Below are 18,648 nucleotides of genomic sequence, written 5' to 3'. Positions count from 1 at the left end.
CGATCCGCAGGTTCCCCCGGACCCGCACCTCCCGCACCTCCTCGGCCGCCCGGGCCCCGGAGGCGAAGAGCGCGGCCCACAGGATTACGGCCGCCAGCCACACCCGGGGCCTCACGGTCCGTTCCTTTCCACCGAGGCGATCCGGCCGTCGACCAGGGTCACCACCCGGTCCATGCGGCGGGCAAGCTCCGGGTTGTGGGTCACCACCACGAGCGCCACCCCCGTGCGCCGGTTCCACTCCACGAGCAGTTCGTGCACGGCCTCTCCTGTGTTGTGATCCAGGTTTCCGGTGGGTTCGTCGGCCAGCAGAACCCGGGGTTCGCAGACGAGGGCCCGGGCGATGGCCACCCGCTGCTGCTCGCCGCCCGAGAGCTCGCCGGGGCGGTGGTGGGCCCGGTCGGCCAGCCCCACCTGTTCCAAGAGCTCGCGAGCCCGGGCCTCGGCCTCCCGGCGGGGCGTGCCGGCGATCCGCGCCGGGAACGCCACGTTTTCCACCGCCGTGAACTCCGGCAGGAGGTGATGGAACTGGAACACGAACCCGACGTGCCGGTTTCGGAACCGGGCCAGCTCCGGGTCCGAGCGGGCGAAGAGATCCTCCCTGCCGAACCACACGGTGCCCCCGGTGGGGCGGTCGAGCCCCCCCAGGAGGTGGAGAAGCGTGGACTTCCCCGCGCCCGACGGCCCCACCACGGCCATCCGGATCCCGGGCTCCACCACGAGGTCAATGCCCTTGAGGACCCGGAGCTTCCCGCCGGGCTGGGGGTACGACTTCTCGAGGCCCTCGGCCCGGAGCACCGGCTCCATCACCGCTTCCCGAGCACCCGGGCCACGGTGGACCGGGCCCGTTCGTCCCGCAGCCGCTCCAGGGCCCGGCGCACCTCGGGGTGCCGGCCGAGCACCGGTTCGAGCACCTCGGCCCCGGCCCGGAGCACCTCCCCCTCCTCCTCGGCCGTCACCGTGGCCGTGCGCGGGGTCTGGCTCACCAGCGCCACCTCGCCGAACAGGTCGCCCGGCCCGAGCGTGGCGAGCTCCAGGGGCTCCGTTCGCCCCGGCGGCACGGTCCAGACCCGGAACCTTCCCCGCTTCACCACGTAGACCGCCCGGTCGTCTTCGCCCTCCCGGACCACGTCGTCCCCCGCGTCCACCCGCACCACCTCGAACCGGCGCGCGAGTTCCTTGCGGGCGTCCTGGGGCAACGCCCGGAACACCTCCGAAGCCGCGAGCACCCCGTCCAGAACCCGCTCCCGGTAGAAGGCGTGGAGGGCGTCGGCCACGCCGGGATAGCGGTCGATGAGCTCTTCCATGTCCCGGCGTCGGATCTCCAGGAGTTCGGCCGGGGTCACGGCCACCACGTCGGCGTTCCGGGGCTCGTGGCTGAAAAACGCGGCCTCCCCCAGGAACGTCCCCTCCCCCAGCTCGGCCAGCACCGTGCCCTCCCGCTCCACCCGCACGACCCCCTGGGTCACCACGAAGATCGAGTCCCCCGGATCCCCCTGGCGAAACAGAACCTCCCCCATCGTCAGGTTCCGGGGCACCGTTTTCTGGAGCACCTTGCGAAAGGCCTCGGGGTCCAGGTCGGAGAAGAGCGGGATCTTGGGCAGCGGCCGATCCCGGGTCCCTTCGGGCCGGGTGATGCCCCGTTGGGCGTAGAGCTCCGCGAGCCTCGCGCCCACGTCCTCGGCCCCGGGGTCGCACCGCTCCAGGATCTTGTAGGCGGCGATGGCCTGCATCAGGAACCCGCCCTGGGCGTACCGGTCTGCGAGCTCCCGGTAGGCCTCCGCGGCCTCCCGGGTCCGGCCCAGCTTCGCCCGGAGATCGGCCACCCGGCGCAGCACGGCGAGGTTGCCCGGCTCCTTCCCGAGCACCTTCTCGTAGGCGGCGAGCGCCTCCGCCCACCGCCCCTTGGTAAAGAGGGCGTCGGCCTGGGCCTTCTCGTCCTTCTTGCCGCGCCGGAAGAACAGGGCCATGGGTCTCCGGTCATTCGTACCGCAGGATCTCCACCGGGTCGAGACGGGCCGCCTGCCACGACGGGTACAGGGTGGCGAGGAAGCACAGGGCCAGCGCGCACAGAGCCACCGCCGCGAACACCTCCGGTTCCATCACCACCGGGAGGGTGTCGATATAGTACACGTCGCTCGGCAACCGGATGAACCGGTACCGGGCGAGCAGGGCGCAAAGCCCCCACCCGCCCAGGAGCCCCAGGGCGGTCCCGAGCCCCCCGATCACCATTCCCTCGGCCACGAAGATCCGCCGGATCATCCGGGCCGTGGCGCCCATGGATTTCAGCACCCCGATCTCCCTGGATTTCTCGAGGACCACCATGATCAGGGTCGCCGCGATGTTGAAAGCCGCCACCACCACGATGAGCGCCAGGATGATGAACATGGCGGTCTTTTCGAGCTTCAGGGCGCTGAACAGGTTCCGGTTCATCTCCATCCAGTCCCGGGCCCACACCCCCGGCCCCAGGGCCTGCTCGATCCTTCGGGCCGCCTCCCGGGCCGTGTAGAGGTCGGCCAGACGCACCTCGATCCCGCTCACCGCGTCGCCCATCCGCAGGAAGTCCTGGGCCTCGGCCAAGGAGGTGATCACGATGCCGGTGTCGTACTCGTACATGCCCGAGGCGAAAAGCCCCCTCACCCGGAAGGCCCGGATCCGGGGGATGACCCCAAGGGGCGTCAGACCGCCCGTGGGGGTGACGAGCTGGACCGCGTCCCCCACCCGGATGCCCAGGTTGCGCGCGAGCTCCCGGCCGAGGATCACGCCGGCGCCCTCCTCGGCCAGGTCCTCCAGGCTCCCTTCCACCAGGAACCGCCCCAGGTCCGTGGCCTCGGCGGCGGTGGTGGGGTCCACGCCCCGAAGGAGCGCCCCCGTCACCGTGCCCCCGTACACGAGCATGACCTGGCCCGTTACGAAGGGGGTCGCGGCCACGACCCCCTCGACCGAGCGCACCCGCTCCGCCAGCCTTCGGTAGTCGGCCAGGCCGCCCCCCATCGGGTACACCACCACGTGGGCGTTCGCCCCGAGGATTTTGTCCCGGAGATCCCGCTCGAACCCGGTCATGACCGAGAGCACCACGATGAGCGCCGTCACCCCCACGGCCACCCCGCCCACGCTGATCCAGGTGATGAGCGAGATGAACCGCTCCCGGCGGCGGCCCCGGAGGTACCGGAGCGCCACCCAGAGCTCCAGGGGCAGTTCGGCCCGCTTGGCGCCCGATCCCATGGTCGCTCCCGCCGCCCGCAGCCCCTCAGGCTTCCGGCCGCATGTGGGGAAACAGGATCACGTCGCGGATCGAGGGGCTGTCGGTGAAGAGCATCACCATGCGGTCGATCCCGATCCCCTCCCCGGCCGTGGGGGGCATCCCGTACTCCAGGGCCCGCACGAAATCCTCGTCGATCCGGTGGGCCTCCTCGTCGCCCTGGGCCCGCTGGGCGGCCTGCTCCCGGAACCGCTCGAGCTGGTCGATGGGGTCGTTGAGCTCGCTGAAGGCGTTGGCGATCTCCCGGCGGGCGATGTAGAGCTCGAACCGGTCCACGAACCGCGGGTCCCTCTCGTTCCGGCGCGACAGCGGGGAAACCTCCACCGGGTACTGGGTGACGAAGGTGGGCTGCACCAGATGGGGCTCGGCCACCTCCTCGAACACCTCGGCGAGCACCTTGCCGTGGGGCATGCCGGCCACCTCGAGCCCCCGGCTCCGGGCGAAGGCCGCGAGCGCTTCCGGATCGTCCACCTCGGCCTCGGTGAGGCCGGCGTACTTCATCACCGCCTCCCGCACCGTGAGCCGGGGCCAGGGCGGGGTGAGATCGATCTCCTCCCCCTGGTAGACGAGGCGGGTGGAGCCGTTCAGGACCTCGGCAACGTGCACGAAGAGCTCCTCCGTGAGGTCCATGAGGTCCTCGTAGGTGGCGTAGGCCTGGTAGAACTCGACCATGGTGAACTCGGGGTTGTGCTGGTTCGACAGCCCCTCGTTGCGGAAATTCCGGTTGATCTCGAACACCCGCTCGAACCCGCCCACCACCAGGCGCTTCAGGTACAGCTCGGGGGCCACCCGGAGGTACAGGGTCATGTCCAGGGCGTTGTGGTGGGTCACAAAGGGCCGGGCCGTGGCGCCGCCGGGGATCGGCTGCATCATGGGGGTTTCCATCTCCACGAACCCCCGGCTCACCAGGAACTCCCGGACCAGTTGGATGATCCGGCTGCGCCGCAGGAACGTCTCGCGCACCTGGGGGTTCATGATGAGGTCCACGTAGCGCTGCCGGTACCGGGTCTCCTTGTCGGTCAGCCCGTGCCACTTCTCCGGCAGGGGCCGCAGGCTCTTGGCCAGGAGGCGCACCTCCCGGGCCTCCACGGTGAGCTCGCCCGTCCGGGTGCGCATGAGCGGCCCCGCCGCGCCCAGGAAATCCCCCACGTCGAGCTTTCGGAACCAGGCGTAGGTCTCGGCGCCCACGACCCCCTTTTGCACGAGCAGTTGGATCTGCCCCGAACGGTCCTGGATCTTTACGAACGTGGCCTTCCCGAAGGACCGCCACGCCATGATCCGGCCCGCCACCCGGAACTCGCCCCCCATCTCCTGGAGGGCTTCGGCGGTCTTGTCCCCGTGCTCCCGGAAGATCTCGGCGGCCGTGTGGGTGGGGCGAAAGTCGTTGGGATAGGGGTTGATGCCCAGCTTCCGGAACTCCTCGAGCTTCTGGAGTCGCTGGGCGATGAGGGGATTTTCGTGGCGGTCTTCCATCCCTTGGTTCCTTTCCGTGGCGCGGGCCCGGGGGGGGCGGGGTCGCCGGAGTACATAGCACGTCTGGGCCCTGGGCAAAAACCCCCGGCCCCCGCACCGGCGCGGGGAACCAGGGGAACGGGTCGGGCGCCCCCGCAGGGGCTTTCGCCGCGCCCTATTTCGCGTAGTCCACGGCGCGGGTCTCCCGGATCACCGTGACCTTGATCTGCCCCGGGTAGGAGAGTTCCGACTCCACCTTGCGGGCCACATCCTTGGCCAGAAGCGTGGCCCGGTCGTCGTCCACCTTCTCGGAGTCCACGATGATCCGGATCTCCCGGCCCGCCTGGATGGCGTAGGACTTGGCCACACCGTCGAATCCGGTCGCGATCCGCTCCAGGTCCTCGAGGCGCTTGACGTACGACTCCAGCATCTCCCGCCGCGCCCCGGGCCGGGCGGCCGAAAGGGCGTCGGCGGCCTGCACCAGGACCGCGAGCACGGTCTCCGGCTTGACCTCGTCGTGGTGCGCCGCGATCGCGTGCACGATGTCGGGCGCCTCGCCGTATTTCCGGGCCAGATCCGCCCCGATGGCCGCGTGGGAGCCCTCGACCTCGTGGTCCACGGCCTTGCCGATGTCGTGCAGAAGCCCCGCCCGCTTGGCCTTTTTCACGTTGATCCCCAGCTCCGAGGCCATGATCCCGCACAGGAACGCGACCTCGAGGGAGTGGGTGAGCACGTTCTGGGCGAACGAGGACCGGAACTTGAGGCGCCCCAAAAGGTTCACGATCTCCGGGTGGATGCCATGGACCCCGACGTCGAAGGTCGCCTGCTCCCCGGCCTCCCGGATCTCGCGCTCCACCTCCTTGGTGACCTTCTTGACGACCTCCTCGATCCGGGCCGGGTGGATCCGGCCGTCCGCGATCAGGCGTTCGAGGGAGATCCGGGCCACCTCCCGCCGCACGGGATTGTACCCCGAAAGCAGCACGGTCTCCGGCGTGTCGTCCACGATCAGGTCCACCCCGGTGGCCGCCTCGATGGCCCTGATGTTTCGCCCCTCGCGGCCGATGATCCGGCCCTTCATCTCGTCGCTGGGCAACTGCACGGCCGTGACCGTGCGCTCGGCCACGTATTCCCCCGCGTAGCGCTGGATGGCGAGGCTGATGATCTCCTTGGCCTTGTTGTCCGCCGTCTTCCGGGCCTCTTCCTCGATCTCCCGGATCTGTTTGGCGGCCTCGTGGCGGGCCTCGCTCAGGAGCGTGGCCTTGAGCTGCTCCTTGGCCTCCTCGGCGCTCAAGCCGGCCACCCTCTCGAGGGTCCGGAGCACCTCGGCCCGCTTCTCCTCCACCTCGCGAGCCCGGGACTCGACCTCCCGGCTGCGCTGTTCCAACTGGCCTTCCCGTTCCTCGAGGCGGGCCTCGCGCCGCTGGAGTCCCTCCTCCTTCTTCTCGAGGTTCTCCTCCTTTTGTTGGAGGCGGCGCTCCAGGACGGCCACCTCGGACTTGCGGGCCTCCACCTCCTGCTCGAGCCGAGCCTTTTCGGCGAGCACCTCCTCCTTGGCCCGGAGCGCGGCCTCCTTCTTGATGATCTCCGCTTCTTTCCGGGCCTCGTCCAGCACGGCCCGGGCCTGGGCCTCCCGCTCCTCTTCCTTGCGGCGCCACAGCCGGTGGCCCAGGGCATACCCCACCGCCAGAGCCACGGCGGCAGCCACGGCCAGCCAGACCCACCACATCATCGCGTTCACGGACGGTCCTCTCCTTGGTCGACGCGCGGCCCGGGGGGCCGGCGAGATTCGAGGGGCACATCAGGGGGAAGTTCCCCGGGAGCGGGGACGGAGAGGAACGTGTGCGGGAAGGCGAGGAGGAACAAGTCCCCCGCTTGTGCCGTGTTCCTTAAGGTTCGGTTGAACCTCGGATGGAAAGGTGGGCACCCTGTGGCCCCTTCGTCGGTTCCCCGCGAGGGGGAGCTCGGTCCGGGGCCAGGGAGGGCTCCCTTTTACCGTTGCGTTGGCTCAACAGCTTCCAGTCGGAATCACGAACACAGCAGGGGAACCACCTCTTCTTCGGCATCCGGGCTCGTCTGCGGAACCCGGCTGTCGATGCGCCGGATCATCTCGGCACACCGACTCTCGACGGTCTCCAGGAGTTTGCGCCGGTTCTCTTGTTCTTCCAAGAGGTCGCTCGCCAGGTCCAGGGCGGCTAGCACAGCGATCTGCACCGTGGCCACCGACCGGGTGTGGGCTGCGACCTCGCGCATCCGCGCGTCCACCAACCGGGCCACCTTCTGCACGTGCTCCTCGGGCGCCTCGGACCGAAGCCCGTACGCCTGCCCGAAAATCTCCACCCGGTGGGCGTTCACGCGGTCACTCCGGATTCGGGCGCCTCCAACCCCTCGAGGCGCTCGATCGTCTCGATCATGCGGGCCACCCGCGTTCGGATGAGATCCCGCTCCTGCCGTAAACCGTCCACCTCGCGTTCCAAGGCGCGCAACCGCTCGTCCTTCTCCGCCAGGCTGCGCTCCAGGACGGACTTCTCCTCCGTCAACCGTGCGAACAACTCCACGAGTCGTTCCAACCGCTCTTCCAAAAGGCTCAGTTGTTCCAACTGCATGGCATCCTCCGAGCCCACGGCCATGCTACCCACGGCCCCCGGGCAAGTCAAGCGAGAAACCCTGCTGCACCACGCGGAGAACTTCGGCCAGGCGGTCCCCCAGGAGTTCGGCCGTGCCCGGACCCTTGTTGACGTAATAGGCCGGCTTGAGGTCCTCCAGAAGCGGCTTCAGGGAGGCGTCGATCCGCCGGGACGAGAAGAATACGACCGGCGCCGGCCGGGCCCCGAACGCCCGTTCCGCGGCCCGGATGGCCACCCCCGCGTGCAACCCGTTGAGCCGGGGCATCAGAAGATCGAGGATCACGAGGTCCAGGGGCCTGCGCCCCCGGAGGGCCTCGATCGCCTTCTCCAGGGCCTCGGCCCCGTCCCGGGCCGTCACGACCTCCCGGGCCACCCGCCGGGACGAAAGGTACTCCGCCACGGCTTCCCGGAAAAACCGCGCGTCGTCGGCCACCAAGGCCCGCTGGAACCCCGGGGTCTGGGCCGTGCGCCGGGCTTCCAGGGGGAGGCCGCACCGCAGGCACCGGACCTCGGTGACCCCCCCCAGGTCCACGGTGTAGGCCTCCACCCGTTCCCCGCACGCCACGCACATCCCGGTCGCCCCCATGGCGGATTTGCTCCCGTACAGGCTGGGAAGCTGGGAGGCTAGACGGCTTGAAGCCCTTCGGTTCCCGACTTCTCGCCCGTCCGACCGCCCAGCCGCTTTATTACTCCGGCGGCTAGCTAGACACGGTCGGGGGCATGGGGCCTGCTGGAGCGCCGGGCGTGGCTCCTACACTCGCTGCATCCGGCACCCAGCCAACGACTGGGACTCTTCCGGCCAAGCGGACTGACGAAAACGCCTTGAGTTCTTGAGTGGGTCCGTCCATCCGGCTGAGTGCAGGATGCAGCGTGAGCCGGATGCCGCACTCACGCACGGCCGGAAGCAGGCCCCATGCCCTCGCGATCTCCTTGCGCGCCTGTATTGGCGCCGGGTGAATAGGAAGCTGGGAGGCTAGAAGGCTTGAAGCCCTTCCGTTCCAGACTTCTCGCCCGTCCGACCGCCCAGCCGCTTTTATGCCAAAGGGTTTTTCCCGTCTCCCATCGAGGTGCCCCAAGGGCGAACCGCCCTGACCCCGCGCAGGGTCCCGGGCCTCCGGCCTCCCGACCTCCTGGCTTCCCAGCCTCCCAGCCTCAATGGGCCTCGGCCCAGTTGGGGCCGATCCCCACCTCGACCCGTAGCGGCACGGCGAGTTGGGCCGCCCCCTCCATGGCCTCCCGTACCCGGTCGGCGCACTCCTCGGCGCGGGCCTCGGGGGCCTCGAGCACGAGCTCGTCGTGGACCTGCAGGAGCAGCCACCCCAGGCCGTCCTTCCCCCCGAGGGCCCTCGCGGCGCGGATCATCGCCACCTTGATGAGGTCGGCCGCGGTTCCCTGGATCGGGGTGTTCACGGCCAGCCGCTCCCCGAACTCCCTCTGGGCCCGGTTGCGGGAGCGGAGCTCGGGGATCGGCCGGCGCCGGCCGAAAAGCGTCTCGGCATACCCGGTCTTCCGCGCCTTCTCCACCAGCCCGTCCAGGAACCCCTTCACCGCCCCGAACTGGTGAAAATACGCCTCGATCATCTTCCGCGCCGTCTCCTGGGTCACCCCGAGCTGGCGAGCCAGGCCAAACGGGCTCATGCCGTAGAGGATGCCGAAGTTCACGGTCTTGGCCTCCCGGCGCATGCGCTCGTCCACCCTTTCGGGCGGCACCCCGAAGATCCGGCTCGCGGTCTCGGTGTGGACGTCGCGTCCGGTCCGGAACACCGCCAAAAGCGTAGGATCCCCGGAGAGGTGGGCCAGGATCCGAAGCTCGATCTGGGAGTAGTCGGCGCTCACCAGCAGATATCCCGGGTCGGCCACGAACGCCTGCCGGATCCGGCGGCCTTCCTCCCCCCGGATCGGCACGTTCTGGAGGTTCGGGTTCGAGGAACTCAGCCGGCCCGTGGCTGTGACGGTCTGGTGGAACGTGGTGTGGATCCGGCCGTCCTCTGGATCCACGAGCTTCGGCAGGGCGTCGAGAAACCCCGACTTGAGCTTCGCGAGGCTCCGGTGCTCCAGCAGAAGCGCCGGTAGGGGATGGAGCGCCGCCAACTCCTCGAGCACCGAGGCGTCGGTGGAGAAACCGGTGGCCGTTTTCTTCACCACGGGAAGCTTGAGCTTCTCGAACAGGATGCGGGAGAGCTGCTTGGGGCTGTTGGGGTTGAACCTTTCCCCCGCCGCCTCGAAAATCCGCGCCTCGAGCTCCTCGAGCCGTTCGGCGTACTCCCGGCTCAGGTTCTCCAGGGCGGCCACATCCACCCGGATTCCCCTCACCTCCATGTCGGCCAGGATCGGGATCAGGGGATTTTCGATCTCGTCGTACAGGCGGCGAAGACCCGCCGCCTCCAACTCCCCGCCCAACACGGCAGCGAGCCCGCGGGCCGCGGCGGCCTTCGCCCCCGGACGGTCGTCGAGCGGCACCCCTCGGCTCCGGGCCAGATCCTCCAGGGGGTACGCCCGGCGCCCGGGAACCAGCAGGTAGGCGGCCACCTCGGTGTCGAACCGGATACCCTCGAGCCAGACGCCTTGCCGGGCCAATTCCCGGCGGGCCTCCTTAAGCCCGTGGCCCACCACCGGGACGTCCGGGTCCTCGAGCCGCCGGCGCCACTCGTCGGGGATGGCGCCCGGTCCCACCCGCAGCGCCTCCCGGGCATCGGCGAGGTCCCATTCCCCGTCGTCCGGGCCCACGATCCCCACCCACTCCCCCTCAGGCTCGGGCCCTGGCCCCCCCTCGGAGGCCCCCGCCGGCGTCTCCCCCTGATCCGCAAGCCCGAACTCGTCCAGAAGCCGGTGGAACTCCAGTTCCCGCAGGAGCCGCGCCAACTCCGCCCGGTCCGGCTCCCGGCGTCGAAGCGACTCCGGCGCCACATCGAGGTCGAGATCCGTCTGGATGGTGACCAACTCGCGGTTGGCGAGCACCCGGTCCCGGTTCTCCCGGAGCGCCGCGCCGCGCTTGCCTCCCACCTCGTCCACGTGCTCGAGCACCCCCTCGAGGGAACCGTACTCGCTGAGCAACTTGGCCGCCGTTTTCACCCCGATCCCCGGCACGCCCGGCACGTTGTCGATCGTGTCCCCGGTGAGGCTGAGCAGATCCACGATCCGCTCGGGCCCCACACCGAATCGCTCCCGCACCGCGTCGGGGTCGGTGACCCGGTCGCGCATGGTGTCGAGGAGCCGGATCCGGTCGGAGACCAATTGGCAGAAATCCTTGTCCCCGGTGACGATCCAGACCTCGTGCCCCTCCCGGGCGAGCCGGGTCGCCAGCGTGCCCAGGACGTCGTCGGCCTCGACCCCCGGCACCTGGAGCACCGGCACCCCCATGGCCTCCAGAAGTTTCAGCGCGTAGGGGATCTGGGGCTTGAGGTCTTCCGGGGTCTCCTCCCGGTTCGCCTTGTACTCCGCGTAGGCGGCGTGGCGCTGGGTGGGCCCGGGGGCATCGAACACCACGGCGATGCCGTCCGGATCCTGTTCCCGAAGGGCCTTCAGGACCATGGTCGCCAACCCGTACACGGCCTGGGTGGGCAACCCGGTCGAGGTCCGGAGCCCCTGGATGGCGTGGTAGGCCCGGTACAGGAGGTTCGTGCCGTCCACCAAGACGTAGCGGGCCATGGGCTACTCGATCCGCATGCGGGCCTCGTGAACGACCTCCCCGTCCACGGTGCGCACCTCGACGATCCAGTCCCCCTTCCACTCGGGGAGGATGCGCTTCGTGCTCCAGGTCCGCCATGACGGCCCCTCCACATCGAGGGGGACAATGGCCATCTCCCGGCCGTCGTAGATCCAGACGTGGAGCACCTGGTCCGCCTCTCCGGCACCAACGATCTGGGTGAAAAACGTCACCTCCCCCACGTCGGCCGGGAACACCGTGGCCTCCCCCACCGGCTCCCGGGCCTCCACCGCCCGGCAGAAGGCGCTCCGGGCCACCGCGATGCCGGCCCACGCCGGCGGCGCCACCGCCATCCAGATCCCCACCGCCGCAGCCAAGGGGCCCAGGCCCCTCAACCGCCGGCCTTCCCGCCGCCACCGTTTCGTCTGCCCCATGGCGTCCTCGCTCCGATTCCCGTCTCCCGGAAGTCCCGGATGCCAGCCGGCGCCCGCCCAGTCGATCACCCCTGGAGCAGGCGGGCCGCCTCGACCGCGAAATAGGTCAGGATCATGTCGGCCCCGGCTCGCTTGATGCTCAGGAGGCTCTCCATCATGAGCCCGGCCCCATCGCCCCATCCCAGCCGCTCCATGGCTTTCACCATGGCGTACTCGCCGCTCACGTTGTAGGCGGCCGTGGGGTAGCCGAACGTGTCCTTCACCTTGCGGATCACATCGAGGTAGGGCAGGGCCGGCTTCACCATCACGATGTCGGCGCCCTCTCGGATATCGAGGTCCACCTCCCGCAGGGCCTCCTCGGCGTTGGCCGGATCCATCTGGTACGACCGCCGGTCGCCGAACTTGGGGGGTGACTCGGCCGCGTCCCGAAACGGACCGTAGAAGGTGCTGGCGAACTTCGCCGCGTAGGCCATGATCGGCACACCGCCGAACCCCTCGGCGTCGAGGGCCGAGCGGATGGCTCCCACGCGGCCGTCCATCATGTCGGAGGGCGCCACCATGTCGGCACCGGCGCGGGCGTGGCTCAGGGCCTCGCGCACCAGGAGGTCCAGGGTCTCGTCGTTGGCCACGTCGCCGTCCCGGATCACCCCGCAGTGGCCGTGGTCGGTGTACTCGCACAGGCACACATCGGTGATCACGCACAGATCGGGCAGGGCGTCCTTGAGGGCGCGCACCGCACGCTGCACGACGCCCTCGTCGTCGTAGGCCCCGGACCCGACGGCGTCCTTGTGGTCGGGAATGCCGAACAGAATCACGGCCGGCACGCCGAGGTCCCACGCCGTGCGGGCCTCCTTGACCGCCTGGTCCACCGAGAGCTGGAACTGCCCCGGCATGGAGGCGATGGGGTTCCGGACCCCCGTGCCCTCCCGCACGAACAGCGGGTAGATGAAATCGTCCGGGGTGAGCAGGGTTTCCCGCACCATCCGGCGCAGGGTCTCGTTTCGGCGCAGCCGACGCATCCTCAGCCGGGGAAACTCCATGGATGGCCTCCTTCGATGGCTGGAAAACGGGGAGGCTGCGGAAGCCGGGAGGCCTGGCCCCTCGCGCTTCCGGCCTCGCGGTTTGTGGGCCCCCCGCGCGCTCCTCGCGGCGACACGGCGCCCTTGCCGCCGGGGGCGGCGGACCGGAGCCCGCGGGCAGGACCCGATCCGGCCCCGATCGGCTCCCGGTCACCCGTACCGGTAACAGATCCCCATGCCGCCCATGGGGTACCGCCACGAGATGTTGGTGTGGGGACACACCAGGCGGCAGGCCCCGCACTCGAGGCAGTTCTCGAAGCTGATCACGAGCCGGCCGGCCTCCTCGCTCCACCGGTACGTGCCGGCCGGGCACACCGTGGTGCACTCGCGCCGCTCGCACCGGGCGCAGGCCGCCTCGTCCACGAGCCCCAGATGGGATGCCCGGTCGGGCCGCACCTCGTTGGCCGCCAGGCGCTCCTCCACGGTGGGGGGACGTTCCGATTGCCGCGTCACCGCCGCCCTCCTCCGGTCCTCGAACGGCCTCTACCAGTTCTTCGCCAGGTATTCCAGGATCTTGTCGGTCTTCCCGTACCCGAGGACCCGCAGGGCGTTTCGCATCTGAAAGGCCGTGGTCGCAAACGGCCAGATGCCGATGCGGCGCTGGAACAGGTCCCAAATCTCGGCTCCCCGCTCCGACCGCGGCCCCCCTCCCACCCGGAGCCACGCCTCGGCCATCTCTGCGAACGCGGCCGGCCACCGGGTGAACACGTGGGGGTTTTGCTCCAGGAAACCCGGCCAGGCGCGGTAGTGGGCCATGTCCTTGAGCACGAAGCTCTCCTCGAGCCGCCTGCGGTACCCCGAAAGGGTCGCGGACGAGAAATCCCCCTTCCGATGGGCCTCGACCGCCGTCTGCCCAGCCATCCGGCCCGAGGCCATGGCGTAGTTGGACCCCTCGTGGCTCGGGGAGGTGCTCACCAGCCCGGCCGCGTCCCCGACCAGGAGCACCCCGTCCCGGAACAGGATCGGCAGCCGGTCGTAGCCCGTCTCGGGCAGCAGATGGGCCCCGTACTCCAGGAGCTCGGCGCCTCGCACCAGCGGGGCCACGGCCGGGTGGGCCTTGAACCGGTTGAGGAGATCGACCGGGGTCGTCCCCTGGGCGGCGAGGTCCGACCCGAACACCACGAGCCCCACCGAAAGGGTTTCGCGGTTCGTGTACACGAACCCAGCCCCCCGGAGCCCCCCGGTGGCATCCCCCACGTACTCCCATGCCACCCCCTGGTCGCCCTCTAGCCCGAACCGGTCCTCGATCACCTGGCGGGGAAGGCCCAGGGTCTCCTTGATCCCCAGGGCCATGTGCTTCGGCGAAGGCCGCGGCCGGAGCCCCTCGGCCTCGGCCAGAAGCGCGTTCGCGCCCTCGGCCAGGATCACCAGGGGCGCCTGGAGAATCCCGGCCTCCGGATCCTCCCCCTCGGGCATCCGGGCCGAAACCCCCACCACCCGGCCGTCGGCGTCCCGCACCACCCGGTCCACCACGACCCCGCTCACCACCTCCACCCCCTCGGCCTCGGCCACTTCGGCGAACCACCGGTCAAACCGGGCCCGGAGCACCGTATAGGAGTGGTTGTGGGGCGGCTCGTCCCACCGGCGGGTCCGGAACCCCAGGCTCATCTCGGCATCGGCCGAGAGCACCGAAAGCCCGCGGCGCACCACGTGCCGCTCCAGCGGCGCGCCCCGCTCCCGGAAGTCGGGCACGAGCTCCGCCAGCACGTCCGTGTAGAGCACGCCGCCCATCAGGCTCTTGGCCCCCGGGTACGGTCCCCGTTCGAGGAGCGCCACCCGAAGCCCCCCCCGGGCCGCCTCGATCGCGGCGCTCACCCCGGCCGGGCCGGCCCCCACGACGATCAGATCGTATTCGCTCATGTCCAGGGCGACTCCGTTTCCCATCCCGAATCCCGACGAAAAGGTTGCCGGACGCGGGGATCCTCCCCCCGGTCGGCAACCCGTCCGGCGGGGTTCAGTCCGCTGCCAGCTGCGTCGCGACCCGCGGCCCCAGCTCCTCGCCGCGGGCCGTACAGTCGTTCACCCCGATGCCGTAGAAGGCGTTCCCGGCGAGGTGCACGCCCCCCAGGGCCTCCACCCGGGCCTCGATCTCCCGGAGCCGTTCCCCGTGGCCCACCACGTACTGGGGGATGGCCCGTTCCCACCGCCGGATCCACACGAACTCGGGCTCCGCCTCGATTCCGAGGGTGATCCGAAGTTCCTCCCGAACCACCCGGGTGAGCTCCTCGTCTCCCAGGCCCACGAGTTCCGGGTTCCGTGCCCCTCCCAGGATCTGGGTGAGGAGCACCCGGCCGTCGGGGGCCCGGTGGGCGAAGATCGAGGAACTCCACAGGGACCCCAGGATCCTCCGCCCCTCGGACTTGGGGATCAGGAACCCGAACCCGTCCAGTGGGTGGGGCACGGCCTCCCGGGGGAGCCCGGTGCACACCACGGCCGCCGGCACGTAGGGGATCGTTTGAAGAAGCGCGGCCAGCCGCTCGTCCAGCGGCCCCACGAGCCGCGCCGCGTCGTAGGCCGGCACCGCGAGGACCAGGACGTCGGCCTCGGCCACCGTCCCGTCGGCGAACCGAACCGTCCAGGCCTTCCCCGCCCGTTCCAGCGTCTCGGCCGCCGCCCCCGTCCGGACCCTCTCCGCCCCGACGGCGACCACGAGCCCCCGGATGAGCTCCTCCAGCCCCTCCGGGTAACTCCAGAGCACCCCCCCCGGCCCCGCCGAGGCCGGCCCCTGGGCGCCCGCGGCCGCGGCCATCTTCCGCATCTCCATCATGCCCCGCAGGAGCCCGCCGAACCGCTGCTCGAGCTGGTACACCTTGGGGAACGAGCTCCGAAGGCTCATCACCTCGGGGTCGCCCGCGTAGATCCCGGCGGCCATCGGGTCGATCAGACGGTCGAGGGCTTCCTCGCCGAGGCGTCGCCGCACGAAGGCCGCGACGCTCTCGTCCTCTTCGGGATCGCCCTGGGGCAAGAGGAACTCCGCCGCGAGCCGGAGTTTCCCCCGGATGCTCAAGACGTCCGAGGCGAGAAAGCTCATCGGGTCTTCCGGAAGCTGCCGGAGCCGGCCCCCCGCGAACACGAAACGCTTGCGGGCCTCGTCCCGGGACCGGAGGAGCCGATCCCCCAGCCCCACCGCCCGGGACACCGCGAGCGTGCTCGGCTTGTTGTCAAGAAACCCGTTGGGGCCGGCCTCGCACAGGTATCCCCCAATCCGCTCGGAGCGGATCTTGCCGCCGGGCACGGGCTCCCGCTCGCACACGGTCACATCGGCGCCCACCCCCGCCTCGCGGGCGGCCCGTATCACGGCCCAGGCCGCGGAGAGCCCCGAGAGCCCCCCTCCGATCACGATCACTCGTTTCATGGTTGTGTCCGCTGGAACGTCGGAACCCAAAGACTTCTGCGGTCCCTTCTCGATTGCATCCCTCGCGCCGCCGTAACGGTCTTTTCCCGGCTTCGCGGCCCGGAAACTGGGCGGCGAGAACACCTCAACCGACCTCCGGGAGCCGCCTCGCGGCCGCGAGGCCATTTCCGCCGGCCATGCCCCTCCACCCGCGGAATGCCGACGATACGGGCACGGCGCGGGCGGGTCAAGCGCCGGCGAGGTGCCGCGCGATTTCGGCGGCCAGACCTGCGTTCGCCACCAGTAGGGCCCGGTTCGCGGCCAGGGTGGCCCCCTCGGTCGCCTCGGCGAGGCGGGAAAGGAGGCGGGGCGTCACCTCCCCTCCCCCTTCGCATCCCCCCGCGTCGGCAAGCACCCCTTCCACCACCTCCCGGGGCATGGCGTGTCCGGCGGGAGGAGGGTTCACCACCAGCACCGCGGCGGTAAGCCCCAGCCCGTCGCGGCATTGGACCACGCGGGCCACCTCCCCGGGCCCCTCGGCCCGGTAGCGCACCGGGAACCCGGCGTCGGCGCATACGAAAGCGGGAAACCGATCGGTGCGGTACCCCACCACCGGGACCCCGGCCGTCTCCAGGGCCTCCCGGGTGGCGGCGAGGTCCAGCACCACCTTCGCCCCGGAGCACACCACGCACAGGGGGAACCGGGCGAGAGCCGGGAGGTCCCCGGACACGTCCGGCAACCGGTTCCACCCCCGGTGGACCCCCCCAATGCCCCCGGTGGCGAACACCCGGATTCCCGCCCGGTGGGCCGCCCACAGGGTGGCCGCCACCGTGGTTCCGGCCGACACCCCCCGGGCGGCGAGAACCGGGAGGTCCGCCAGCCCCGCCTTTTCGGCCGGCCCCTCGGCCAGGCGCCGGATCTCCTCCGGGGCGAGCCCCACCCGGACCCGGCCCTCCACCACCCCCACCGGCGCCGGCGCGGCCCCGGCCGCCCGAACCGCGGCGCACATCTCCTCGTACGCCTCCAGATTCACCGGCCGCGGAAGCCCGTGGGTCACCACGGCCGTCTCCAGGGCCACGACCGGGCGGCCCGAGGCCAGCGAATCCCTCACCCAAGGTGCGATCTCGATCACCTGCTCCCTCCCTGCCCGGCCCTGCCGGGTTAAAGGGTCCGCCGTCTCCTGCCGAAAAGGGGTCCCACCGCCGGGGTGTGGGCCCCGCCCCCCGATCCTCCGGCCGGGGGCGCCCCGACACTCGTTTCGACCCACGCCCCGGCGGCCAAACCCGCGGTTGAAGCCGCGGTTCCCGGGTGCTAGGCTTCGCCCGGCGATTCTCTCGAACCCGAAGGAGGTTTCGATGCGCGGCACGAGAGGGACGAGTTTTGTACTGCTGGTGGCCCTGTGCCTCTTCGTGGTTGGGCTGGACTCCACGTCGGCCGCGGCGTTCAAGAGGGTCCATACGGGCGAACCCGCTCCCGCCTTCACCCTGAACGACCTCGACGGCAACCCCGTGAACCTCGAGGACTACCGGGACGGCCCCCTCACCATCCTCGCGTTCTGGGCCCTGTGGAGCCCCCGGTCGATCCCGCTCCTTCAAGACCTCCAGAAACTCAAAGAGGAGTTCGGGGACAAGGGGTTGCGGGTCCTCACCGTCAACGCCGAGGGGCAAAACGCCCCCTCGGACCTGGAGGCCCGGATCCGGGCCGCGTTCCAGGAAAACGGGCTCGATCTGCCGGTGCTCCTCGACCGCGACCTGGAACAGTACAACGCCTGGGGGGTGATCGCCACTCCGGCCACCGCGTTCCTCGGGAAGGACCTCCAGGTGATCTACGAGTTCTCGGGCCACCCCACGAGCGCCTATCAGGACATGCGCGATCAGGTCATGAAGGCCCTCGGGCTCGAGGAGCAGGTCGCCGCTGCGGCCAAGCCCAAGCGAAAGCGCTACGAGGCGGCCAAACCGGTGATGCTCCAGTACGGCCTGGCGAAGACGCTGTTCAAACGCGGCCAACTTTCGAAGGCCAAGCGCAAGCTCAAGAAAGTACTCGCCCAGGACCCCAACTTCCCCGACGCCCAGGCCCTCCAGGGCGCCATTTTGCTGGCCCTGTCCCGCCAGGGCAAAGCCGACGAGGCCGCGGCCAAGGAGGCGTTCGCGAAGGCCGTGGAACTCGACGAGACCGTTCCCCTCGGGCTCGCCGGGCTGGCCCACTTCGCCCTGGAGGAGGGCGACGTGCCCAAGGCCCTCGAACTGGCCAAGAAGGCTGTCTCCTACACCGAGGACGAGGACCTCCCCCGGCTTCCCCCCCTGGACGAGGGCCAGGGTGTGAGCGCCGCCGAGAAACCGGCGGCCGAATCGCCCGCCCAACCGAAGGAAGAGGCGGCGGCGACCGCGCCCCAGGGGGTGGAAGGTAGCCCGACCGATGCGACCTCGGGCGAGGCCGAAGCCGAACCGGAGAAGCCGACGGGGGTTTCCGAATCGCATCCGGAAGGCGAACCGGAAGGGCAGGTCGGGGGTTCCGAACCCCAGCCTGCCGAGGGAGGACCGGAGCAGGCGGCGGCGCCCCACGATCCCACCTCTCCCCTGGCCTACCTGAGCCGGGCCGAGGCCCAGTTGGCCGCCGGCCAGGCGGAGGCGGCGACCCAGACCCTGACCCGGGTCGTGGAGGCCCTGATCGGGATCCCGGAGGGGCCGGCCATGAAGGGCAAAGCCCTCGAGATGCTCAAGAAACTGCGCTCCGACGAGTGATCCGCCCACGGTTGCGCCCTCCAAGCAACTTCGGCTAGGCGGCTGGGCTGCTCGGCAGCTAGGCGGCTAAGAACATTCG

Annotated in this window: 15 protein-coding genes, 1 other RNA gene and 1 pseudogene; 1 reads left to right on the top strand and 16 read right to left on the bottom strand. The window is 70.4% G+C overall.

Annotated features, from left to right (window positions below):
- Positions 1 to 111: 111 nt before the first annotated feature.
- The 16 genes and pseudogenes from ACY0I8_RS05955 to ACY0I8_RS05880 form a co-directional block, all read right to left on the bottom strand.
- Positions 112 to 804, bottom strand: coding sequence for an ABC transporter ATP-binding protein (locus tag ACY0I8_RS05955; protein WP_461394013.1), 693 nt, complete (start codon positions 802 to 804; stop codon positions 112 to 114).
- Positions 804 to 1,967, bottom strand: a complete 1,164-nt coding sequence (locus tag ACY0I8_RS05950) for a cyclic nucleotide-binding domain-containing protein (RefSeq protein ID WP_461394012.1) — start codon at positions 1,965 to 1,967, stop codon at positions 804 to 806. Before ACY0I8_RS05950 ends, ACY0I8_RS05955 begins: the two co-directional genes overlap by 1 nt.
- Before the next feature lie 10 nt (positions 1,968 to 1,977).
- On the bottom strand, positions 1,978 to 3,222 hold the full coding sequence (locus tag ACY0I8_RS05945) for a lipoprotein-releasing ABC transporter permease subunit (protein ID WP_461394011.1): 1,245 nt from the start codon (positions 3,220 to 3,222) through the stop codon (positions 1,978 to 1,980).
- Between the two features lie 25 nt (positions 3,223 to 3,247).
- Positions 3,248 to 4,732: a lysine--tRNA ligase gene (gene lysS, locus ACY0I8_RS05940; RefSeq protein ID WP_461394010.1), complete on the bottom strand. Its 1,485-nt coding sequence runs from the start codon at positions 4,730 to 4,732 to the stop codon at positions 3,248 to 3,250.
- Between the two features lie 154 nt (positions 4,733 to 4,886).
- Positions 4,887 to 6,437, bottom strand: a complete 1,551-nt coding sequence (rny, locus tag ACY0I8_RS05935; RefSeq protein WP_461394014.1) for a ribonuclease Y — start codon at positions 6,435 to 6,437, stop codon at positions 4,887 to 4,889.
- A gap of 135 nt (positions 6,438 to 6,572) precedes the next feature.
- Positions 6,573 to 6,757, bottom strand: a non-coding RNA gene (gene ssrS / locus ACY0I8_RS05930) — 6S RNA.
- A gap of 57 nt (positions 6,758 to 6,814) precedes the next feature.
- Positions 6,815 to 7,048, bottom strand: a pseudogene (locus ACY0I8_RS05925) (cell division protein ZapA); the annotation flags it as partial.
- Positions 7,049 to 7,059: 11 nt separating this feature from the next.
- Entirely contained in the window at positions 7,060 to 7,338 is a 279-nt protein-coding gene (zapB, locus tag ACY0I8_RS05920; protein WP_461394009.1) for a cell division protein ZapB, read from the bottom strand.
- A 1-nt stretch (position 7,339) separates the two neighbouring features.
- Positions 7,340 to 7,921: a response regulator gene (locus ACY0I8_RS05915; RefSeq protein ID WP_461394008.1), complete on the bottom strand. Its 582-nt coding sequence runs from the start codon at positions 7,919 to 7,921 to the stop codon at positions 7,340 to 7,342.
- Between the two features lie 566 nt (positions 7,922 to 8,487).
- The gene (gene polA, locus ACY0I8_RS05910) at positions 8,488 to 10,983 is read right to left on the bottom strand and encodes a DNA polymerase I (RefSeq protein ID WP_461394007.1); all 2,496 of its coding nucleotides are present in this window, start codon (positions 10,981 to 10,983) and stop codon (positions 8,488 to 8,490) included.
- Positions 10,984 to 10,986: 3 nt separating this feature from the next.
- Positions 10,987 to 11,415, bottom strand: a complete 429-nt coding sequence (locus ACY0I8_RS05905) for a DUF2914 domain-containing protein (RefSeq protein ID WP_459942468.1) — start codon at positions 11,413 to 11,415, stop codon at positions 10,987 to 10,989.
- Positions 11,416 to 11,480: 65 nt separating this feature from the next.
- Entirely contained in the window at positions 11,481 to 12,455 is a 975-nt protein-coding gene (gene hemB / locus ACY0I8_RS05900; protein ID WP_461394006.1) for a porphobilinogen synthase, read from the bottom strand.
- 189 nt (positions 12,456 to 12,644) lie between these two features.
- A complete protein-coding gene (locus ACY0I8_RS05895) occupies positions 12,645 to 12,947 on the bottom strand; it encodes a ferredoxin family protein (protein WP_461394005.1) in 303 nt (100 codons plus the stop codon).
- Between the two features lie 30 nt (positions 12,948 to 12,977).
- Positions 12,978 to 14,354: an FAD-dependent oxidoreductase gene (locus ACY0I8_RS05890; protein ID WP_461394004.1), complete on the bottom strand. Its 1,377-nt coding sequence runs from the start codon at positions 14,352 to 14,354 to the stop codon at positions 12,978 to 12,980.
- A gap of 94 nt (positions 14,355 to 14,448) precedes the next feature.
- Entirely contained in the window at positions 14,449 to 15,849 is a 1,401-nt protein-coding gene (gene hemG, locus ACY0I8_RS05885; protein ID WP_461394003.1) for a protoporphyrinogen oxidase, read from the bottom strand.
- Between the two features lie 226 nt (positions 15,850 to 16,075).
- Complete coding sequence (locus tag ACY0I8_RS05880) at positions 16,076 to 16,960, bottom strand: pseudouridine-5'-phosphate glycosidase (RefSeq protein ID WP_461394002.1); 885 nt, start codon at positions 16,958 to 16,960, stop codon at positions 16,076 to 16,078.
- A gap of 223 nt (positions 16,961 to 17,183) precedes the next feature.
- Here ACY0I8_RS05880 and ACY0I8_RS05875 point away from each other — a divergent pair, with 223 nt between their 5' ends.
- Positions 17,184 to 18,569, top strand: a complete 1,386-nt coding sequence (locus ACY0I8_RS05875; RefSeq protein ID WP_461394001.1) for a redoxin domain-containing protein — start codon at positions 17,184 to 17,186, stop codon at positions 18,567 to 18,569.
- Positions 18,570 to 18,648: the final 79 nt, after the last annotated feature.

This window comes from Deferrisoma sp. (assembly GCF_054681715.1).
The sequence above is the reverse complement of the archived record's forward strand: the minus strand, read 5'-3'. Positions and strand labels throughout refer to the sequence as shown.